The organism is Myroides odoratimimus (assembly GCF_001485415.1).
GTDB lineage: Bacteria > Bacteroidota > Bacteroidia > Flavobacteriales > Flavobacteriaceae > Flavobacterium > Flavobacterium odoratimimum.
This window is the reverse complement of the sequence record NZ_BCMQ01000023.1, coordinates 1-21,037: the sequence shown is the minus strand read 5'-3', so window position 1 is coordinate 21,037 and position 21,037 is coordinate 1. Positions and strand designations below refer to the sequence as shown.

General features: G+C 32.4%; 20 protein-coding genes and 3 tRNA genes. 6 read left to right on the top strand and 17 right to left on the bottom strand.

Translation table 11 applies throughout. From position 1 onward, the window contains the following. Positions 1-138: 138 nt before the first annotated feature. A complete protein-coding gene (locus MODO_RS15370; RefSeq protein ID WP_059051340.1) occupies positions 139-864 on the top strand; it encodes a Mom family adenine methylcarbamoylation protein in 726 nt (241 codons plus the stop codon). A 60-nt stretch (positions 865-924) separates the two neighbouring features. On the opposite strand, the gene MODO_RS19275 is transcribed toward MODO_RS15370, so the two are convergent. The 3 genes from MODO_RS19275 to MODO_RS15355 all read right to left on the bottom strand — a co-directional run bounded on the left by MODO_RS19275 (position 925) and on the right by MODO_RS15355 (position 3,440). Next, a complete protein-coding gene (locus tag MODO_RS19275; RefSeq protein ID WP_059051241.1) occupies positions 925-1,374 on the bottom strand; it encodes a hypothetical protein in 450 nt (149 codons plus the stop codon). Between the two features lie 69 nt (positions 1,375-1,443). Then, the gene (locus MODO_RS15360; RefSeq protein WP_235811667.1) at positions 1,444-1,698 is read right to left on the bottom strand and encodes a hypothetical protein; all 255 of its coding nucleotides are present in this window, start codon (positions 1,696-1,698) and stop codon (positions 1,444-1,446) included. Between the two features lie 908 nt (positions 1,699-2,606). Further along, the gene (locus MODO_RS15355) at positions 2,607-3,440 is read right to left on the bottom strand and encodes a universal stress protein (RefSeq protein WP_006259235.1); all 834 of its coding nucleotides are present in this window, start codon (positions 3,438-3,440) and stop codon (positions 2,607-2,609) included. Between the two features lie 319 nt (positions 3,441-3,759). Here MODO_RS15355 and mnmE point away from each other — a divergent pair, with 319 nt between their 5' ends. After that, positions 3,760-5,151, top strand: coding sequence for a tRNA uridine-5-carboxymethylaminomethyl(34) synthesis GTPase MnmE (gene mnmE / locus MODO_RS15350; protein WP_006259236.1), 1,392 nt, complete (start codon positions 3,760-3,762; stop codon positions 5,149-5,151). 62 nt (positions 5,152-5,213) lie between these two features. Here mnmE and MODO_RS15345 read toward each other — a convergent pair whose 3' ends face one another. From MODO_RS15345 to MODO_RS15310, 8 genes are all read right to left on the bottom strand, one after another. Then, positions 5,214-5,690 (bottom strand): GIY-YIG nuclease family protein, encoded by a 477-nt coding sequence (locus MODO_RS15345; protein ID WP_006259237.1) that lies wholly within the window; start codon positions 5,688-5,690, stop codon positions 5,214-5,216. Positions 5,691-6,125: 435 nt separating this feature from the next. Continuing rightward, positions 6,126-7,184 carry an NAD(P)-dependent alcohol dehydrogenase gene (locus MODO_RS15340; RefSeq protein WP_006259238.1) on the bottom strand — a complete coding sequence of 353 codons (1,059 nt, stop codon included), beginning with the start codon at positions 7,182-7,184 and terminating at the stop codon, positions 6,126-6,128. A gap of 29 nt (positions 7,185-7,213) precedes the next feature. Further along, positions 7,214-7,780 carry a sugar O-acetyltransferase gene (locus tag MODO_RS15335; RefSeq protein ID WP_006259239.1) on the bottom strand — a complete coding sequence of 189 codons (567 nt, stop codon included), beginning with the start codon at positions 7,778-7,780 and terminating at the stop codon, positions 7,214-7,216. 95 nt (positions 7,781-7,875) lie between these two features. Then, positions 7,876-8,697 (bottom strand): helix-turn-helix domain-containing protein, encoded by an 822-nt coding sequence (locus MODO_RS15330; protein ID WP_006259240.1) that lies wholly within the window; start codon positions 8,695-8,697, stop codon positions 7,876-7,878. A gap of 138 nt (positions 8,698-8,835) precedes the next feature. Further along, positions 8,836-9,192, bottom strand: a complete 357-nt coding sequence (locus MODO_RS15325) for a topoisomerase C-terminal repeat-containing protein (RefSeq protein ID WP_006259241.1) — start codon at positions 9,190-9,192, stop codon at positions 8,836-8,838. Positions 9,193-9,335: 143 nt separating this feature from the next. Continuing rightward, on the bottom strand, positions 9,336-10,463 hold the full coding sequence (locus tag MODO_RS15320) for an FAD-dependent monooxygenase (protein ID WP_230486147.1): 1,128 nt from the start codon (positions 10,461-10,463) through the stop codon (positions 9,336-9,338). A 128-nt stretch (positions 10,464-10,591) separates the two neighbouring features. Further along, a complete protein-coding gene (locus MODO_RS15315; RefSeq protein WP_006259243.1) occupies positions 10,592-12,241 on the bottom strand; it encodes a mechanosensitive ion channel family protein in 1,650 nt (549 codons plus the stop codon). A 178-nt stretch (positions 12,242-12,419) separates the two neighbouring features. Then, positions 12,420-12,728 (bottom strand): DUF4377 domain-containing protein, encoded by a 309-nt coding sequence (locus tag MODO_RS15310; protein WP_006259244.1) that lies wholly within the window; start codon positions 12,726-12,728, stop codon positions 12,420-12,422. A 142-nt stretch (positions 12,729-12,870) separates the two neighbouring features. On the opposite strand from MODO_RS15310, the gene ybiA reads away from it, so the two are divergent. Next, positions 12,871-13,434 carry a riboflavin biosynthesis intermediates N-glycosidase gene (ybiA, locus tag MODO_RS15305; protein WP_006259245.1) on the top strand — a complete coding sequence of 188 codons (564 nt, stop codon included), beginning with the start codon at positions 12,871-12,873 and terminating at the stop codon, positions 13,432-13,434. A 35-nt stretch (positions 13,435-13,469) separates the two neighbouring features. Here ybiA and rlmF read toward each other — a convergent pair whose 3' ends face one another. Beyond that, the gene (gene rlmF, locus MODO_RS15300; protein ID WP_006259246.1) at positions 13,470-14,378 is read right to left on the bottom strand and encodes a 23S rRNA (adenine(1618)-N(6))-methyltransferase RlmF; all 909 of its coding nucleotides are present in this window, start codon (positions 14,376-14,378) and stop codon (positions 13,470-13,472) included. Between the two features lie 65 nt (positions 14,379-14,443). Continuing rightward, positions 14,444-16,177, bottom strand: coding sequence for an SWIM zinc finger family protein (locus tag MODO_RS15295; protein ID WP_006259247.1), 1,734 nt, complete (start codon positions 16,175-16,177; stop codon positions 14,444-14,446). A 174-nt stretch (positions 16,178-16,351) separates the two neighbouring features. Here MODO_RS15295 and MODO_RS15290 point away from each other — a divergent pair, with 174 nt between their 5' ends. The 3 genes from MODO_RS15290 (at position 16,352) to chrA (ending at position 19,807) form a co-directional block, all read left to right on the top strand. Beyond that, positions 16,352-17,710 (top strand): hydroxymethylglutaryl-CoA synthase family protein, encoded by a 1,359-nt coding sequence (locus tag MODO_RS15290; RefSeq protein ID WP_006259248.1) that lies wholly within the window; start codon positions 16,352-16,354, stop codon positions 17,708-17,710. Between the two features lie 89 nt (positions 17,711-17,799). Further along, on the top strand, positions 17,800-18,588 hold the full coding sequence (locus tag MODO_RS15285; protein WP_006259249.1) for an AraC family transcriptional regulator: 789 nt from the start codon (positions 17,800-17,802) through the stop codon (positions 18,586-18,588). A gap of 79 nt (positions 18,589-18,667) precedes the next feature. Continuing rightward, positions 18,668-19,807 carry a chromate efflux transporter gene (gene chrA, locus MODO_RS15280; RefSeq protein WP_006259250.1) on the top strand — a complete coding sequence of 380 codons (1,140 nt, stop codon included), beginning with the start codon at positions 18,668-18,670 and terminating at the stop codon, positions 19,805-19,807. Here the strand turns inward: chrA and MODO_RS15275 are convergent. The 4 genes from MODO_RS15275 to MODO_RS19260 form a co-directional block, all read right to left on the bottom strand. Further along, a complete protein-coding gene (locus MODO_RS15275) occupies positions 19,804-20,472 on the bottom strand; it encodes a phosphatidylserine decarboxylase family protein (RefSeq protein ID WP_006259251.1) in 669 nt (222 codons plus the stop codon). The genes chrA and MODO_RS15275 overlap by 4 nt on opposite strands. 294 nt (positions 20,473-20,766) lie before the next feature. Next, positions 20,767-20,837, bottom strand: a tRNA-Cys gene (locus tag MODO_RS19270). Between the two features lie 22 nt (positions 20,838-20,859). Then, positions 20,860-20,930, bottom strand: a tRNA-Cys gene (locus MODO_RS19265). A gap of 22 nt (positions 20,931-20,952) precedes the next feature. After that, positions 20,953-21,023 (bottom strand) — tRNA-Cys (locus tag MODO_RS19260). Positions 21,024-21,037 lie beyond the last annotated feature (14 nt).

Below are 21,037 nucleotides of genomic sequence, written 5' to 3'. Positions count from 1 at the left end.
TCCAACCAAATAATAATTTTCTCACGATTATAATTTAGCAGCAAAGCCACAGCGTTGGAGGACATAAGTCTTCTATGCTGTGGCTTTGCTGTTTTGTTAAGTAATCGTGAGAAATGCAAATATAGAGTAAAAGAAAGAATGATAAAAATAAATAGTAAGAATTTGGGAACCCTTGTTATTAAAGAGGTTTCTAAAGATGTAGCGAGAGAATTGATTATAAATAATCACTATTCTGGTAAGTGGAATAATGCGGGGTTTGGGTTATATAATTTTGGATATTATAGACCTGATTCTGAAGAATGTTTAGGAGTGGCTGTATATGGATATACAATGCATCCAAAATCTAAACTATTTGATCATCCTAACCCTAATGCAATTATGTTAGAATTGAATAGAATGTGGATTAGTGATGAATTAGGGAAGAATGCTGAGAGTTTACTTATAAGTAAGTCTCTTAAAATGCTCTCAAAAATGAATCCTAACGTTGTAGCTGTACAATCTTTTGCAGATGGACGTTTGGGGTGTGGTACGATTTATAAAGCCTCTAACTTTAAGTATTATGGTAGTCATAAGACTATTTTTGCTAAGAATAAACGTACAGGAGAAATTAACCATAAGATGAATATTACTAGAATGGATAGTAAGAGTATTTATCTACGTAACAATGTATCTTTATTATTGGGTGAATTGGAGTTCTTCAAAGTAGATACTTATCGTTACATCTATCCCCTGTGTAAACACTTTAAACCTCGTTTTAAGCAACAGGTTTATCCAGCTTATAAGAAAGGTATTGAATCACATAACCACATAGTCAATAAGGAACTGGTTAAGGAGCGTCTTAAAGGGTTTATTGATGAGTTGTAGTAGAAGTGAGTTAGATGAATAAACCCCGTTTAAATAGTGTTTAAACGGGGTTTAAATCTGTTAAATAATTATTTCAGATAATATGTTTTTAAATTCTTTAGCTAGGGTTTCACTTTGTATAAAATTATGTATATTATTAATTTCATTAATAGTTTGATCTTTTAAATATCCATTTATAGCTATAGTAGCACTTAAACTACGAGAAGCAATTAAAATAGCATGGTCTATTATAAAAACCACTAAATTATCTTGTTTAGAATCGACAACCACAGTAAGTACTATATTTCTAGCTGAATTATATGATTTTTGTAATCTACATTGATACTTGTTTAGTACTAAATCTACAGATTTATTTTTTGTAAGAGAAATAATCGCCTTTTCTAATTTTATATATTCCGATTTAGGAACAGTCAGAGTGAATTCTTTATTACTTATTGTGAAAGACTCTTCATTGGCCCCTAGAATCATAATGGAAGGAAAGCCCCAATTGTTTATTACTTTTAATTGCATTGTTTTTAATTGCAATTTACTGAAAAATGTACATTTTAATTTAAAAATTTGTACATTTTAATTTTGTGATTATAGTACTTGATTAGATGAAATGTTTTCTTTAGTTTGTAATAAAGCATAAAGAGGTTCTTCATATTTTTCTTTAACTTTAGAGTATCGCTGCTTCTCTACTTTATTTCTATAAGCAACAGCGCCAATTCTCAATAAAGAATAAATATAAACTCCCCCAAGTAGCATAGTTAAAAAAACAGTTAGCCTTACTACTGGGGAAAAGCTCTCAAAATGTGAGCTTAAATAGTAAAAGTAATACAAGAGTGTATCCATAGCTATAATATTTTTATTTCTACAAAGTTTTACCTTTATATTGAATTACAACTACCCAATACTTTTATGTTTGACGCAATAAACTACTCAAAAACTAACTCTTTTACGTAAAACATAAACACCATAAACACTTAAAAACAAACTAGTTAAGCAATTATAAAGCTATATACTGATAAATATCAATTTAAATAATAACTAGTCTTTCGTATATTGCTTTATGAAACATCTAAACTGTACGTTTAAAAAATGAAACGCCCTACTCAAAAGGCTAAATCAGTTTTCTAATACTTAATGATAACTACAATTAAACGGGTCCTAATTTTATAGTTTAGACACTTATATACAATAGATACACTGCATTCCAATACAGTAGAAGTCCTTCTCCATATTTTATAAAAAAGAATGTTTCATTTTCTCATACTCTTGTAAACATTATTCATTCTACTATAATTATTATGTTTTCTTTATCTATGTCTCCTACCCGTTATGGTGAGTAGTAATCTTCCTTTAAGATTGACTTAAAAAGACAAAAACTAGACTTTAATAGTCTTCTATAATTAAAAATTCTGCATAAGTTACTAACTAACAAATACTAACAGAGATGTTTATTTTATCCGTTAGTAATCGTTAAAACTATCATTAACCATACTCTATGTGTTTTTAACTATTTTAATTGGTTTTTAGGAGTTAGTTTTAATAAGAACTACACTTATACATGTTTTAGGCTAAAACATCCCGTACGAACCTACTATAGGGTAAAAAAAGCTCACTATCTTTTATGAGGCCATTTAACTATTAAATGATGATCACTCTTGAAATCAAAAAACACGTTATACAGTACTAGATTAACTACAACAAAAAAAGGTGCCCTAAAAGGACACCTCTATATACTTAATAAAGAAAAATTCTTATTCTTCGTGGAAAGCTAACACAGGAACATAGTTGTGGTAACTTAATTTCTTAGTCATACTACTTGTAAATAGTTTTTCGAAGAAACCTCTATTTCTTTTTACTGAAACTAAAAGGTCAATATTCTCTTCGTCTAAGAAATCAAATACTGCTTTTTCTACATCACTGCTTTCTACAATATAGAATTTCACATTGTCATTCTTAAAGTTCTCTTTCCAACTATTAATTACAGCAGGATCTGCTTTATCTTTTGCAGTTGCAACGTGAATACATTTTACAGTTGCATTAAACCCTTTAGCCATTTGAACAATAGTCTCTAAAGTAGTTTTATCTTGTGAACTGAACAACGTTGTAAATGCAATAGAATTAATTCCATCAAAAATAGCATCATGAGGAATACTCAATACTGGAATACCTAAAGAACCTATTGCATTAGCAGTATTAGAACCTAAGATTTTCTTATCTAATCCTGAGTTACCATTTGTACCCATTACTACTAAATCAATCTCTTCTTCTTTAACTCTTTTCTTCAAGATAGTGTTCAAAAAGCCTTCTTCTAAAATGAAGTGCATTGGAACGTGGTCTAAGTTATGTTGTTTTGCTATATCTCTAATTTGAGGTACTTGATCTTTGAAATTTTCAAAATTGCTCAACTCAATAGATTTATATACATCCTGTACCATTACAGGATTAGCTGTTGCAGAAATCACAGGCATCTCATAAGCATGTAGTACAAAAAGAGTTGCATTTTGGTTTTCTGCCATTCTTAACGCATATACTAGAGCATTGTTAGCTGTTTCTGAAAAATCTGTAGGGAATAGTATTTTTTTCATGGTATCCAATTGTTTTATTTGTATAAAGATATGAATAATCTTTATGTTTTTATAGTATTTTAAAGGCTAAAAGTTGTAAAATATGCGATAGAGAGCTTAAATAGCATGTAAAGACTTACTTTTATACCTATTAGGTATAAACAGACAAATTAGGACACTACTCTACCTTTAATTAGCCTTATAGTAATAAATATTTCTACTTAAATACCATGTGCCTAACCACACTAGTAGTAGCAATACAAAGAACTTTTCTTCCCCATCATAGACATCATTAGATTAAATGAATTAATAGTATCTTTGCCTCATATTTAGAAAAGATATGATATTACAAGATACTATTGTCGCTTTAGCTACTCCTTCAGGAGCAGGTGCTGTAGCTATAATAAGAGTTTCGGGTAAAGATGCAATTACACTAGTCAATGGCATTTTTAAATCGATCAAGAATAAAGATTTAACGACACAAAAAACACATACTTTACACTTAGGTCATATTGTAGATGGAGAGCGTGTATTGGATCAGGTATTAGTGTCTGTTTTTAAAGGACCTAATTCATACACAGGAGAGAATACAATTGAAATTTCTTGTCATGGTTCAACCTTTATTCAACAACAGATCATCCAATTATGTCTGCGTAAAGGTGCTAAAATGGCGCAAGCAGGAGAATTCACTATGCGTGCCTTCTTAAATGGAAAGCTAGACCTATCTCAAGCAGAAGCGGTAGCTGACTTAATTGCCTCTGACAATGAAGCAAGTCATCAAATCGCTATGCAACAAATGCGTGGTGGTTTCTCAAGTGAGATTGCTAAGCTTCGTGAGCAACTATTAAACTTTGCTTCTCTTATTGAATTAGAGTTAGACTTCTCAGAAGAAGATGTTGAGTTTGCTGATCGTACACAGTTTAGAGAACTAATCGACCGAATAGAGTTTGTACTTAAACGTCTTATTGACTCTTTCGCTGTTGGTAATGTAATTAAGAATGGTATTCCTGTAGCTATCGTTGGAGAGCCAAACGTAGGAAAATCTACTCTACTGAATGCTTTATTAAATGAAGAACGTGCTATTGTATCAGACATCGCTGGTACAACACGTGATACAATCGAAGATGAATTAGTAATAGATGGTATTGGATTTAGATTCATAGATACTGCTGGTATCCGCGAAACAAAAGATGTAGTAGAAAGTATCGGTATCCAAAAGACATTCGAGAAAATCGAAGCGGCTCAAGTTGTTATCTACCTAATAGATGGAGCTAAGCTAAATAGTAGTTCTCTTGATCAGATTAAAGTTGAGTTAGAGAAACTAAAAAACAAATACCCTCTAAAACCACTTCTTGTAGTATGTAACAAGAGAGATTTGTTATCAGAGGAACAGATTGGTTTATACCAAGCAAATATCGACAACCTTATGCTGATGTCTGCAAAAGAAAATATGGGCGTAGAAGAACTAAAAGAGGCTCTATTAGGCTTCGTTAATACTGGTGCTCTACGCAATAATGAGACAATCGTAACGAATACTCGTCACTACGACTCCCTATTAAAAGCTCTAGAAGAAATCGAAAAGGTTAAGTGGGGACTTCAGACTAACTTATCTGCTGACTTAATGGCCATAGATATCCGCCAAGCATTATACTTCTTCGGTGAAATAACTGGACAAGTTACGAATGATGAATTATTAGGGAATATTTTTGCGAACTTTTGTATCGGTAAATAGAATAATCCCTTATAAATAAAGACTTTTAAAGAGCGTTGTGGTGAAGTACTACAACGCTTTTTCTATATAGAACAACTAATAAGTACACCTTCTAATTCATAATTAATGTATGCTACAGGACATAAATCTCTAGCATAAATAGGAGACGTTAAAAATAAATAAACTTTACACACATCTATATTACTGAGTTTATACCATTCACCTAAAACCTTACACTCTTTATAGTTTTGATGTAAAAATCTTTCGAGATAAATTATTTCTTTTCCATAATAATCAATTAAATCTGCCTCAACGGCAAATATATAATGTAATTCTAATGGACAACCAGTCTGTAATTCTCTTTTTCGCTTTTCTAAATCGTTAGTAATACCAATCTTATAAAATGAAGAATCTTTCGCTTTTAATAAATATAAAAAGCGTGGAACAATACCATATAATATATTTTTCTCTAAAGTTAAAGTAGCATCACTCTCGTTCACTACAGAATCTAAAAGATTCGCGATTTCTTGGTGATTCTGCTCTGTAAAATTAATCCTCATCTTAATTTTCTAAAAAGTAATAAGCTAATAATCATTATAACATACACAAATATAGGGAATAAACTATCATGTCTTTCTTTTCACTAGTAACGTATGTTTTACTTAGCTAAAAAAAGTGTATTTTAAGTACTTTTGATATCTAAGCTAATCTCTTATTCAAATGAAAACATATCTCATTAGATCAAATTATTGAAGAACAAATAGGCTCTATAGGTACGCAAAAGCGTGATTTATTTGAATCCAAGATTCAATTTGAATTAATTGGTTCAAAAATTAAAGCTTCCTTCAGATTCCAACTCACGATGGACACCCTTGCTGTCGGTTAACATTTCCTGCTGTAATGGCGTGTTCGGGACTTACACCCTAGAGTTATCGCCCATGCTGGGCACACATATAAAAAAGGGAAACTTTATAAGTCTCCCTTTTTACATTATCTTAATTGTTTTTAAGTGATGCCATATCAATTACAAAACGATACTTTACGTCTCCTTTTAATAAACGGTCATAAGCCTTATTGATATCCTGTATTTGAATTAATTCAATATCAGATGTAATATTGTGCTTACCACAGAAATCAAGCATTTCTTGTGTTTCTTTAATACCTCCAATTAGTGATCCTGAGAAACTAATTCTATTTAAAATCAAACTAAAAGCAGATACAGGAAGTGGATGCTCAGGAGCTCCCACAAGAGTTAAAGCACCATCTCTCTTAATTAGTGATAAATATGCATTTATATCATGTTGAGCAGAAACACAGTCTAAAATAAAGTCTAAGGTTCTAGCATTGTTTTTCATTTGATTCTGATCTGTAGATAAAACAACATCATCAGCACCTAAGCGCTTTGCATCTTCTACTTTTGATTGAGAAGTTGTAATAACAACTACATAAGCTCCCATTGCCTTAGCTATCTTAACAGCCATATGTCCTAATCCTCCGATGCCAACAATCCCTACTTTTTTACCAGGACCTACATTGGCGTGTCTTAAAGGTGAAAAAGTTGTAATACCTGCACATAATAATGGTGCTGTTGCTGCTAAATCTAAATTATTAGGAACACTTAATACAAAGTCTTCATCCACTACAACACTCTCTGAATATCCTCCAAAAGTTTGCATATTTAAGTGTTTGTCATGACTATTATAGGTTTGAATATTATCATGTTCACAGTACTGTTCAAGGCCTTCTTTACAGCTATCACACTCGCGACAACTATCTACCATACATCCCACTCCAACTAAATCTCCTACTTTATATTTAGTAACTTCACTACCTACTTTTACTACCTTTCCTACAATCTCATGCCCAGGTACATTCGGATATTGTGTACCTCCCCACTCATTTCTAGCTGTGTGAAGATCCGAGTGACATACGCCACAATATAAAATATCAATCTCCACATCTTTTACCGTCACTTCTCTACGACTTATATTCATTTGTTTTAAATCCGCCTCAGGGGCTTGTGTTCCAAATGCTTTTACATTTTTTGTATTCATTTTTTCAAAATTTTTTAATTAATATAGTTTTAAAAGGTTTTTATAATTTTTGCAGGTATTCCCCCTACAATAGTATTGTCTGCAACATCTTTAGAAACCACTGCTCCTGCAGCTACAATAGCATTCTCGCCAATTGTTACCCCTGGTAGTATCGTTGCATTTGCTCCAATCCATGCTCCTTTTTTAATATGAATTGGCGATGGTACTAGTGAACTTCTATCCTTAGGATTAACTGGATGCCCCTCAGATAACAAACTAACCTTAGGCGCAATAAGAACATTATCCTCTATTGTTATTCCTCCCAAATCAAGGAAAACACAGTCAAAGTTGATAAAAACATTCTTTCCTAATTTTGTGTTCTTTCCATAATTAATATAAAAGGGAGTAAATATCTCTACTGTATCTTCTATTGGGAGATTTGTAATCTCACTTAGCAGTTTTCTTTTTTCAATGGGATCAAGACAGTTATTCAACTTGAGTACTAAATCTTTAGTGATATAACATTCCTCTGTTATTTTATTCCATTGAAGATCATCTGACTTGATAGTTTCTCCACTACGTAATCTTTTAAAAACATCATTATTATTCTCTAACATATACTTGATTTATTTTTGGTAAAATTAAAGCTGATAAAGAATAATAGTTTTACTACAAAGCTCATTTTACATTACTCTCAAGCTCATTTTTTAATTTATACTTCAGTTGGAGAAACTCCATATTGCTTTTTAAAAGCTGTAGAAAAATGAGACGAGTTTTTAAAACCTACTTCTAAATAAATATCTTGAACTTTACCTCTTTCTTCTTTTAATTTTAAATAAGCTGTTTCTAATCGTTTTTGAATAATCCATTTTTGAGGTGTAAGATTACTTATCTTTTTAAAGTCTCTTTTAAAAGTAGCTAAACTTCGACCTGTATAAGAAGCAATCTCTTCTATACTTAATTCATCCATATAGTGGTCTTTTAGAAACTCTAAAATATCAATTTTCCAAGGCTGAGTAAAATCAAATAACAAAGGATAAAATATCTCTGAGTTATTCAGTAAAGCATAAATCCCCTCTAGTAACTTTAAGTGCACCACATGTTCAGAAGGCTTTACTTTCTCATTGAAATAAGGGGTTAGTGATTCAAACAAACTTGTTATATCTACTTTTTGTTCAATAAGAAATACGTTCTTGTCTGATATAGTAATATCTTTAGGAAGATCACTCTTTTTTAATTTACTATAAAACTCCCTAAGTACATTTCGGTTGAAGGTTAGCGAAATCCCTTTATAGTTCTCTTTTCCTTTACTATTTTTATACATCGTTAACTGATGATTGCGTCTTATAAAAACACACTCTCCCGCATGAACTCTTATTTTCTTATTTCTATCTTCTATAATTTGCTCTCCTGAATATACATAAACAAGTACATGCTCTGGTGTGGCATGAATACACTTCTCATTGTTATCTGTATAACAAGAAAGAAATATACCTGAATAACTAATGGTTTGTAAAGCGTTACTTACTTTCATTTTTCTTTATTTTACTATTTATAAAGATACACAACATCCAATGAACTATTTTGTTGTAAAGCTCATTTATACTTTCTCAAAAGCTCATTTAATAATAAAAGCCACCTATTTGTTGAGGTAGCTTCTATTATTTTAATCCTATTTATTCTTATTAGTACTAAATTCAAACCCTGTTGTATAGTCTTCTTTTAAAATAAGGTAAGCATCATACTTCTTACCTGCTTTACTAATTAGTCCTTTTTGCAGTTTGGTTTCCCCTTGTTCAAGTAAATCAGCAATATCCTCAACTAAGAGTTTAACTCCACACACCTCTTTAAACAAGATCCAATTACAATCCGTATTTAAACATTTGACCACCTTCTCTCTTAGTTGAAGTGTATGTTGTTTACACTTTAGACAAGATAAATGATCTATTTCATTGCTTGATTTAATCGATAGAAGCTCATTTGTTATCTCTGAAGTATAATCTTCTATCTGCCTATGAAAATCTTCCATATCAGTTTTGTTCTCTTCAATGTCTTTAAAAGCTGATTTCCATTTAGCCGTTAATAAAACGTCCGAAATAAGTTTGTCTTTGACTATTTACAATTGTATCGGCAAGTAAAAAAACTAAAAGCGTTATACATCCTATAACGCTTTTATACCTCTTGCAATTCAAACATCATGCTGATCTGTTTATCTTTTAAGAAAGAAGGAGCAAATCGAAAAGCCATATTTCGAACAGAAGTAATTAATGGATTACTAAACTGGGATACTTGTCCCATACGCCAACTATCACGAACAATCTGAGATACTTTCTCACGGCGAATAGAAGTAAATTTATGAAAGGCTTCAACTAAAGAATGTTTCTCTAATAGTTTGCTGATAATATATACATCCTCTATGGCTTGACAAGCACCTTGTCCAAGATTTGGTGTAGTAGCATGAGCAGCATCTCCTATAATGCACACTTTATCCTTAGACCACTCCTGGATAAGAGGCAAATCATATATCTTATTTAAAAAGATATCAGCCTCAGCAGTCTGCATAATCATATCCTTAACTAACGGACTACAATCTTTAATAAGAACAGAAAGGTCTTGATTTTTAAGATATTTATCCTCGTTGACTAGAAAATACCAATACACCTGCTTTCCTTCAAGTTTGACAAAACCAAAGCGTTCTCCCCTTCCCCATCCTTCTAATGCAATATGGTCATAATCTGTAGATAAATCTATATCTAATACACCACGCCAACATACCTGCTTAGCATCTCTCAAAGGATAATCACCAAATATCTTTTGTCTCACTTGAGAGCGAATACCGTCAGCACCTACTACATATTCATGAGTTACAGTACTTCCATCTGTAAAACAAAGTGTATAAAGTCCTTCTGTATCCAAACTAACATCCTCTAAGCGCTTATTTAATACAATATGCTCCATTCCCACCTCTTCTAACAAAACATGGTGCAAATCGCTTCTATGTATTGCAATATTAACCAACTGATATTTCTGTTCAAAAGCAATCAAATCTGATTGTGTCAATATATTCAAATTCATATCCGTTAATCTCACTTTAGAGATACGCGTACCTCTTTGAGTTAATTGATCAGATACGCCTAAGTGTCGATAAACCTGCATGGCATTATTAGCGATAGCAATCCCCGCTCCTACAGGTTTAATTTTCTCTGTAGACTCGTAGATAACAAAGGGAATATTAGCCTTTTTAAAAGCTATTCCCATAGTCAGCCCAGCTATACCTGCTCCTATTATTGCTACTTTCATATCTTCCATAGTTGCTTATACTTTATCTAACGAATATACAAAAACACTACCTAATCCCCTCTAAACACACTTATAAAAAACAAAAGCACCGAAATAATTATCTCAGTGCTTTTATATATCATCTACATTTAATTTTTTTTCTCTGGTTGTTCCTTCACATACTTTGGTGGAACTGTAGAGTCTTCTCCATCTACCACTCTATTTACACTATAATGTGGAGCGACCATCTCAATATTATTTTCTGCAAAAACATCTTGTGCATGTTGACGCAAATCAGAATATACCTTTGCTGATAACTTCGCTTCTTTGATATACACATTCAATTGATAGTCAACATAAAAATCCCTAAACTGATCTTGTAAGATAAATGGTTTTTGACGTTTTAATACATGTTCTGTTCTATTTGCCACCTCGTATAGCATTTCATGAACCTTTTGCCATGGTACGTGATAACCAGCCCCTATTGTCAAATAAAGAATCAACCCATGCTCTTTAGCTGACTGCGTATAATTAACCGTTTGAGCGGACATAATATTAGAGTTCGGAATTGTGATTACCTCATTTTTAGGTGTCTTAATTCTCGTCACTAACGCTGTCTTTTCTAGCACATCTCCTGTAAATTCACCTAACTTAATTCTATCTCCTAATTTAAAAGGTCTCATATAGGTAATTACTAAACCTGCTACCAAGTTTCCTATAACAGAAGTAGACCCTAGAGATAACATAATACCTGCAAATACAGATACCCCTTGGAATATCTGAGAGTCAGAATTCGGCAGATAAGGAAATATCAGAATAAACATAAAAATAAACAACAGTCCACTAATCAGATTATAAGTCGGAAAAGCCCAATCAGGATAGAACCCTTTAATCGTAATTTTATTAGTAGCTATCTTTTCTGCTAAAGATCTAACGAACTTCTGCACATACTTAAATATTGCAACAATAACGATAATAGTAAACAGCTTGGGCATATAAGCCTTAATACTTTTTCCTACTGATTTTAAAGGAGTCAATACATATTCTAACAATTGATCAGAAATATGTTTTGTATAAGGAAATAATTTAAATATAGCTAACAACCCAATATATAAGAATATCAACACCACAATTAGCTTAATAACTTTCGCTATTGATATAGTTGTCAGCATAGCTCTTTGATCATCTATGATACCAAATATCCCTTTTATTTTCTTTCCTCTCTGTCTCCAGATAGCCACTTTACAGCGTCTATAAACATATCGTATCCCTTTGAGGATAAAATACTCTACAATGATAATAGCTATTGTCCCTGCTACTTGTATTAAGATTTGTTGCCAACTCGTATTGTGTTGTTGTAATTCTACAGCAGAGATAATCTGCTTTTTATAGTACTGTGCAGCTTCTAATTTACTTTTGCTTTCTTGTGCGGCTTGTATACTATCCACACTCATCAGTATCTCATTTTGATACATCAGATTAAGATAGTTTCCAGTATCAGCTAATTTGATAGAATCTCCTTCGAATAAATAATCCTCAGCTAACATAGCGATCTTTCCTTCTATTGATTTAGCACGTTGCTTAGAAGTAAAAGAACCTATATTACCATAAACATTAAATAAAGTATCATTAAAGTTAATCACTGGTGTTTTCTCCATCACTACGACAACAGTGCGAACAGTCTCAACTGGTTCAGGAATTTTAGAAGAGGGCTTCTTATTTTTAGCCCAAGTAGACCCACCCATAATAAGGGCTGTCAATAGTATAAACAAACGAATGTTCATCATATAAAATCGCATAAAAACAATCTATAAAAGTTGAAGTAAATTTAACTTTTAAAATAACAAAAACTATACCGTACCTAAAATATTGTTTTCTTTATTTTAATAGCGGAAAGAGTACTCCTAACAAAAAAGTTAACTGAACAAAAAAAGGATGCTCTGCGGCATCCTTACTAGTATGTCTATATACACTTATTTATTCTTTTTTCTCTTTAGAAATTAATTTGACTAACACATATTCAAAATTACTATCCATTAACTCTTTATTGTGAGTTCTTGTAATATCTAATACGTACGTATATCCTTCTTCATATTTAAATCCTTCTATAGATGGTGTATAATCTAAGATCTCACCAGACATGGTATATAATATTAAATGTTCCACATCTTGTCCTTTAAAAGGCTCTATGGGTTTCATCAGGGTATAAGACTCTACTTTTACACGCTTATTTTCTCTTGTGATAGACGAATTATCATCACTACTACAAGCTACTAAAAAGCTCATCAATAAAGTTCAAATCGCAAAATACTGTACTATTTTCTTTAATTTCATTTTTTAATAATTAGTTGATTGGGTTTCGGCTAAAATAAACAATTTAATAAAGAATAGGATTCTTTATTTTTACACAGCATAATTCAGAATAACAATGAAGTTCGAACAACAGTATAGTCTAGACAAACATATAAAAGAGTACCAAAGTGGAAAGAAATCAAAGTACATCTTCTTTTGGGGGCATCAAAAAAGCAAAAGTGGAGAGATTACAGCAGCGTGCTTTAGCCAATGGTGGCCTAGTCGATTTGAGGTCAATGGACAGTCTTATGCTTCTACAGAACATTGGATGATGGCACAAAAAGCTTTGTTATTCAATGATCAAGAAATCTATAAACGCATTATGAATGCCAAAAGTCCTATGGAGATGAAAGCCCTAGGAAGAGAAGTACGCGGATTTAGAGAAGATATATGGATAGCTAATCGTTATCGTATCGTGGTAGAAGGTAACTATCATAAGTTTACTCAAAACAAAGAACTTCAAACCTTTCTAATCAATACTAAAAAAAGAGTACTAGTAGAAGCTAGTCCAGTAGATACGATATGGGGAGTAGGATTAGCAGCAGATAATGAAAAAATAAATATTCCTGTCAAATGGAATGGATTGAACTTACTCGGTTTTGCCTTAATGGAAGTAAGAGAGATGATAATGAATAAATAAAATAACAAAGGATGCTGATACAGCATCCTTTGTTATTAATACCTCCACGCCAAAATGCGGCTTATCTTATTCCCTTGTTCCATATTTATAATACGAACCTCTTTAGTTTCACTTCGTTTTAATAGTGATTGCAGAGGTTTAAGGTTATCTTTATTAGACACTAAAGTGGTGAACCATACTGCCTGTCTTTTAAAATGCTTACTCTCATAAATGTAATTAGTGATAAAGGCAAGTTCTCCACCATCACACCACAACTCATTGTTCTGCCCACTGAAGTTCTGTACTGGTTTACCCACCACTTCTTTACCTAGGTTTCTCAACTTCTGTGTTGTCTTCGCCAACACCTCAGCTCTTGACTTAAAGAAAGGAGGGTTACAAATCACCACATCGAAGTATTCCTTCTCTCCTATTATATTCTTTAATATATTTCGCTTAGTAGGTTGCTGACGGATACTGATATGACTCTTTAGATGAGGGTTGTGCTCTACGATATGACTAGCTGTCTTTACAGACACTACATCTACTTCAGACCCCACAAATTCCCATCCATACTCAGCCACACCTATAATAGGATATATCACATTAGCTCCTATTCCAAGATCTAATATCTTTACTCCCTTTCCTGTAGGTACTTTTCCATTGTTCCCCTCTGCCAGTAGATCTGCTATATAGTGGATATAATCAGCTCTCCCAGGGATAGGTGGACATAGATTCGTCTTAGGCATTTCCCAATACGTCATCTTATAGTCCTTCATCAGTATGGCTTTATTCAATAAAACCACTGCTTCAGGTTTTGCAAAGTCAATTGTATCTACCCCTGACGGGTTCTTGATAATAAAAGTTGCCAACTCAGGCACCACTTGTTTTAACTTATCAAAGTCATATAAATCCTGATGTTTATTACGTGGGTGTAGTTTCTTCTGCGTTTTCTTTGCTTCTTTCATTATCTTTATATTTCATGCAAAATTAGGGTATTTAAGTGGGTTCTACTACATAAAATCTCAATACTCTAAACTTTATTAAACTCATCTAGCATAGCAGGTCTCTTAGGATACTTCTTCTTCATCTCATCTACTATAGAATCAATAATTCCTACAGCTTGCGGAAACTCTTTTTTAAGAGAAATTAATAGATTACCAATATTCTTATAATCTGAACGATTATTAGCTCTATCTGCTTCTAAAACAATGAGAGGTCTTAAAACATCAAATATTACATCAACAGTATACTCTTTTTTAATGTATTTTAGATAAGGCAATACTAAATCTAATCTACTTACTTTTTTTAACAAGTCAAATAACCTATCTACATACCCCTCTAAAGAATATAGAACACCTACTGAATTAACTAAACCATCATATGGATTACTATTAAACATACTGTGTTGTTTCACTTTACTCTTAGCTTCACTGATTAAACTGTCTATTTTTTCTTCGATGATTACTGTCCATTCTTCTTTTGTAAATGTTGCTTTTAACTTACTATAATAGGTTTTATTGATTTGCCAACCAAAAAAGACTTGTTTATTGTAGAAATAACGCATACGTTCAACATCTTTTTCTGATTCTGCAATCTCTAATAAGATAAGTTCCCATTGGTTAACAGTTCCGGGATGTTTTAATTCTTCTGCTATTTTTATTCCTTCAATAAGTAATATTTTTGCTTTCTCATACTCTCCATGCATCATCTCTCGTTGAACTAAGTTTCTTCTAACTTCTGGAATAGATATATTATCCAACATCTCTTGATTCAACTGTTCTTCTCTTCCTATTTTTCCTAAAAAGGATAATCTAACGTTAGTAAAATGTCTTATTCTATATTCCTCAGAATTACTTTCTTTTATCTTTTTATCTAAAAATGTGAGGTAAAATTCTTCCTTAAATATCTTCAAACACAATAATTCGAAAGAACCTAATAACTCATAACCAAAATCTCCGTAATCAAAATAAACCTCTTTTGCTAATTCTTCTTCAAAGAATGAAATTAAAGACTCTTTAAACTCAATAGTTATATCTGCTTCTATGATACTATCCAATATTTCAATAGCTTTAAAGATTAAATCACTAAAATATCCATTACTATCATCAGAAAAGGTAATCACATCAATAGCTTCTTCTATAAATATTTGTATTATACTACACGCATCTCTATAATTTCTTTCAGCTATAAGTTCATTTACTCTACCTAAGTATATTTCTAATTCTTTACTTAATTTTTTTGTTTCTGTATAACTGACAAAACCTCGTGAAGTATGCTGTTTAATTATTTTTCTAAAAACCTCTTTATACTTCTCTTTTATATCGACTGTATCATCCCTATCTACAAAATAAGCTTCTAAAGACACTTTTAGTCTTGCGTCTTTTTTTGCACTTATAAAAATAAACTCTCTTAAATCTTCTATGCTTAATTGTTCGACTAAATCTTTAAAACTCATCCTTTTTACCTTCTTTGTTTTCTTTGGTACAACCTCTATTGTCATATCATCTCTCAATTGATACAATACAGCAACAACATGTTTACAGACAGCTCCATCATAAGGACAGTCACAATTATAATCTTTGATACTCTGTGATTTATCTAATTCTATAACAACAGTATAATCATCATTCCCCTCTACTTCACCCTCGTAGATATAATCACCTAGTTTAGTAATATCCCTCACCATCCCTTGCTCATAATACTCAAATCCGCGCTTCAAGATAATATTGCTAACATTTGTTTCAAAATTGAATAAATTGTTCATCTCTTCTAAATTAACTATATCGTAAAAATACTATAATCTTTTATAAACATAAAAACTATGTATTAATAACATTAAACCAATAACATAGCATTATTACATAAATTTTATTCAATTTAGTTAGTTATTTCTAACAAATGACTTTAATTTTACCCTTCATTTAAATTAGTAAAGATTATGAAAGTCGGAATAGATAGTATTGCATACTTTATCCCTAAAATTCACTTACCTATAGAAACATTAGCTATCGAGCGAAATATCGAACCTCTAAAATTAACTAAGGGACTTGGATTACAAAAGATGGCGTTATTAGATACTTACCAAGATGTAATCACAATGGCTGCTAATGCTGCGTATAGCTTACTCCAAGACAATACTACTATTGCTCCTCAAGACATTGCTAAAATATACGTAGGTACAGAGAGCGGATTAGACAACTCTAAACCTATTGCTTCTTATACCTTAGGATTATTAGAGCAAATCTATGGACAAGGTATTTTTAGAAATTGTGATGCTGTAGATCATACTTTCGCTTGTATAGGGGCAGTAGATGCTATGCAGAATGCTATTGACTTCATAAAAGCTAACCCTACCAAGAAAGCTATTGTTATCGCAACAGACTACGCTAAGTATGACCTAGCTTCTACAGGAGAATACACACAAGGTGCAGGTGCTATTGCTTTATTAATTAGTGCTAATCCTCGTATGTTAGCTTTCACAGGACAGACTGGAGTAGCTACAGAAAGTGTATTTGACTTCTTTAAACCTCATCGTTCGATAGAGAAAAAAAGCATCACAGGAAACTCTATTAATGAGGCATGGCATGGTATAGAAGAAGCAGAAATCTCTATACACAAAGACCAACCTGTATTCGAAGGACAATACTCTAACGAATGTTATATCAATAGAATCACAGAAGCATACACTCACTTCAAAGAGTTAAACAATAAAAAAGACTTGAAAGTATACCAAGATTGGAAGGCTGTCTTGATGCATTTACCTTATTGCTTCCAAGGACGTAGAACTTTCCATGAAATAGTATTACAAGAGAACCCTGAACTAGTAGACAGAACAGCTGCTGATGCAAAAGACCAGATCAAAGCATTTGCTAAGTCAGAAGCGTATATGGAATTGGTTAATACTAAGATTGCCCCATCAGAGATAGCTTCTGGTGAAGTAGGTAATATCTATACAGGGTCTATATTCTTAGGTTTGCTATCTACTCTGTCTCATTTTAACAATACAAAAGAAAGTTTAGTAGATACTACACTAGGATTTATTGCTTATGGTTCAGGATCTAAATCTAAAGTATTCGAAGCCGAAGTACAAAGTACATGGCAAGAAGGTATGCCTAAAGTATCTATCTTCGAAACTTTAAAACAGTCAACAGCAATAGACTTCAGTACTTATATCGCCCTTCATAAGAAAGAGCAAAAAACACCAATACAGCCTGCTAATAATGAATTTGTAATAGACTATATCGAGTCGGCAATACCTCATCTAATAGGAGCACGCTACTATAAGTTTGTAAAATAAGAATAAAAGAAATTCACTATACTCACCTCTTTCTAACCAATAGAAAGAGGTTTTTTTCATTATACTTGTATTACCTAAGTAAACACAAAATGAGTATTCCAATCAACAATAAAATAGAAGAACAAAAATTAATCAAAATAGCCATATTTAAAAAAGAAATCAGAACGACAAAACCGCATAAACACCAAGGTTATTTTGAACTCATATATCTAAAGAATACAACAGGATACCACTGTATAGATGAACAACAATACCAGCTTAGTACACACAACCTATTTATCATAAAAAAGGAGCAAGTTCACTATTGGAACATAACTTCAGAACCTTTTGGATATGTAATTTTAATTAAACGAGACTTCTTTTTACAGAATATAGACAGCACTTTAAAACAATTCTTTTTTGACATTACCCAACTGACTCAAATAGACTTACCTGAAGATACTAATATTGATCTCCTCTTTGCGTTACTACTTACAGAAGAAGATCAAACTGCTCAAGAGGCTTTACTCAAGGCTTTATTTATCAAAATACGCAATTCTACGATAACAGAACAACTCCCTCTTAAATCAGGTATATACAGTGCTTATCTACACTTATTAAACATAGATCACACACCGATCAACAAAGTAAATCACTATGCTAAACTCCTCCATACCACCCCTCAAAATCTAAATGCCAGTTGCCAAAAAAACATTGGACTATCAGCTGCTGCAGTACTAGCACAACACATCATTGCAGAAGCAAAGAGACTATTGATCTACACAGATTTCTCTATCAATGAAATTAGTTTACAACTCAATTTTACAGATGCATCACACTTTACTAAATATTTTAAAAAACATACTACTTATACACCAAATAACTTTAGGAAACTTTAATCTCATACCATTCTATTTTCAAATATACCAGATAAACTCCTATTAAATTATCCACCTTTGCTCTTATAGCGTGTACATTATGGAAAACAATACTATTGGATTAAAGGAATTGGCAAAAGTATTTTTTAAACTGGGTTGCTTAGGCTTTGGTGGACCCGCTGCACATATTGCAATGATGCAACGAGAAATAGTTGAAAAGAGAAAATGGCTAAATCCACAGGAATTTCTAGAATTAATTAGTATCACTCATCTAATCCCTGGACCTAATAGTACAGAGCTTGCCATCCATATTGGTTACACCACCAGAGGCTGGAAAGGACTGTTTATCGCTGGTATATGCTTCATATTTCCTGCAGTAGTACTGACTTGCATACTAGCCTATTTTTATAAACAATATGGACAACTTCCTGAAGTAGAAACCTATTTATATGGATTAAAGCCCTCCATCACTATTATCATCCTTCTACTTGTATTTAAATTAACGACTCAATTTATCACTAAACCCAAATCGATAATACTCACTTGTGGAGTGTTTGTACTTTCTTTAGCTGGGTATAGCGAAATGACCTTACTATTACTTACTTTAGCCTTATCTCTATTATACTATACATACTGCCGAGTAAGTAGAAACCACCTTCCTTCTTTTATCCCCTTATTAGCAATCCCTTACACGGGATATCACGCTGATGTGAATATAAAACTCTTTTGGATCTTTTTAAAGATAGGTAGTGTATTATACGGAAGTGGTTACGTCTTATTTTCGTTTATTGAAACAGAACTAGTTCATAAAGGTTTATTGACAAGAACTCAACTCATAGATGCTATTACAGCAGGTCAGATAACACCTGGCCCTGTCTTTTCTTCAGTAACCTTCGTTGGTTATCAAATAGGAGGTTGGTCAGGTGCTGTTTTTTCTACTATTGCAGTATTTATCCCTTCATTCCTCTTGATTTTGTTAATTACTCCTATCGTGCATTACCTAAAGAGATCTAATCTTTTTCAGCTAATACTAAAAGCAGTGAACATCACCTCTATTGCTCTTATTGCTTCTGTCTGTATTAGTCTAACTTCAGAGAGTATTAGGGATAAAAACGACTTTATAATCGCTCTCACTATATTATCTATCAGTCTTTTTTTCAAAAAGATAAACACTGGCATACTTTTACTCATAGGATTAATTCTAGGAAAGCTACTCCTATTCCTTGCTCCCTACTTCTAGCACGACTCCCACTCTGCTATAGTTGTAATACCACTCTGAGCGATATCTCCTAACTTTACTTTAATCTTAGCATCTAAAGGTAATAGTAGATCAACTCTAGAACCGAACTTAATAAATCCCATTTCCTCACTTTGTTTAGCAATCTTACCTATCGTAAGATAATTGACAATACGATTGGCTAAGGCACCTGCTATCTGTTTAGCCAAGACCTCTCTTCCACTTTTATGCTTATACACCACAGTATGACGTTCATTAGCTGTTGAAGACTTCGGATGCCAAGCCACTAGGTGTTTTCCCTTGTGATACATACTATATAACACCTCCCCTTCTATTGGATTTCTATTGACATGAACATTCAAGACACTCATAAAAATAGAAACTTGAATACGCTTATCTTTAAAATACTCATCTGCTTCTACTTCTTCTATTACAACCACTTTTCCATCACAAGGAGCTAAGACCAAGTTGTCGTCTTGTATCAACACTCTTGACGGGATTCTAAAGAAAGAAATAACCAATGCTATAAGAATCAATGTGACTATAAAAATAGCTAATTGTAACAACCAAAAACGAGGACTAATCAATTCATAAGACAATATATTAACCATGATAAAAGTACATACTCCTATCAGGATAGATCCTTTTCCTTCTTTGTGTATTCTCATAAGTATATTGATTTTTAAAATTGATATTATTGTTTTTAATAGATAAAGTACTATATATATTTATCTAAAAAGAGTACTTGACTACCCAACAGTGTAGTCAAGTACATAACTTCACTTGCGATTAGTAATAATAAAGTTGTAAAGAAAAAATCATCTTGATTATGCTAGTAAACTGTTTTTAAGTAAATACATCTTCATTCCACAAGTAAAATTCAATAATTAGAGAACTAGTATTGTACTAGTAACAACATAACTAATTCACTAATTGACAAAACAAGTTCTATTACTGAGTTGAGGTTCTGACTGGATTCGAACCAATCTAATGACTATTGCGTAGTCATGCCTATCCTCTCGGCCACAGAACCTTTTGTTTACCCTCTTATATTGAGGTTCTGACTGGATTCGAACCAATCTAATGACCATTGCGTAGTCATGCCTATCCTCTCGGCCACAGAACCTTTTGTTTACCCTCTTATATTGAGGTTCCGACTGGATTCGAACCAATCTAATGACTATTGCGTAGTCATGCCTATCCTCTCGGCCACAGAACCTTTTGTTTACCCTC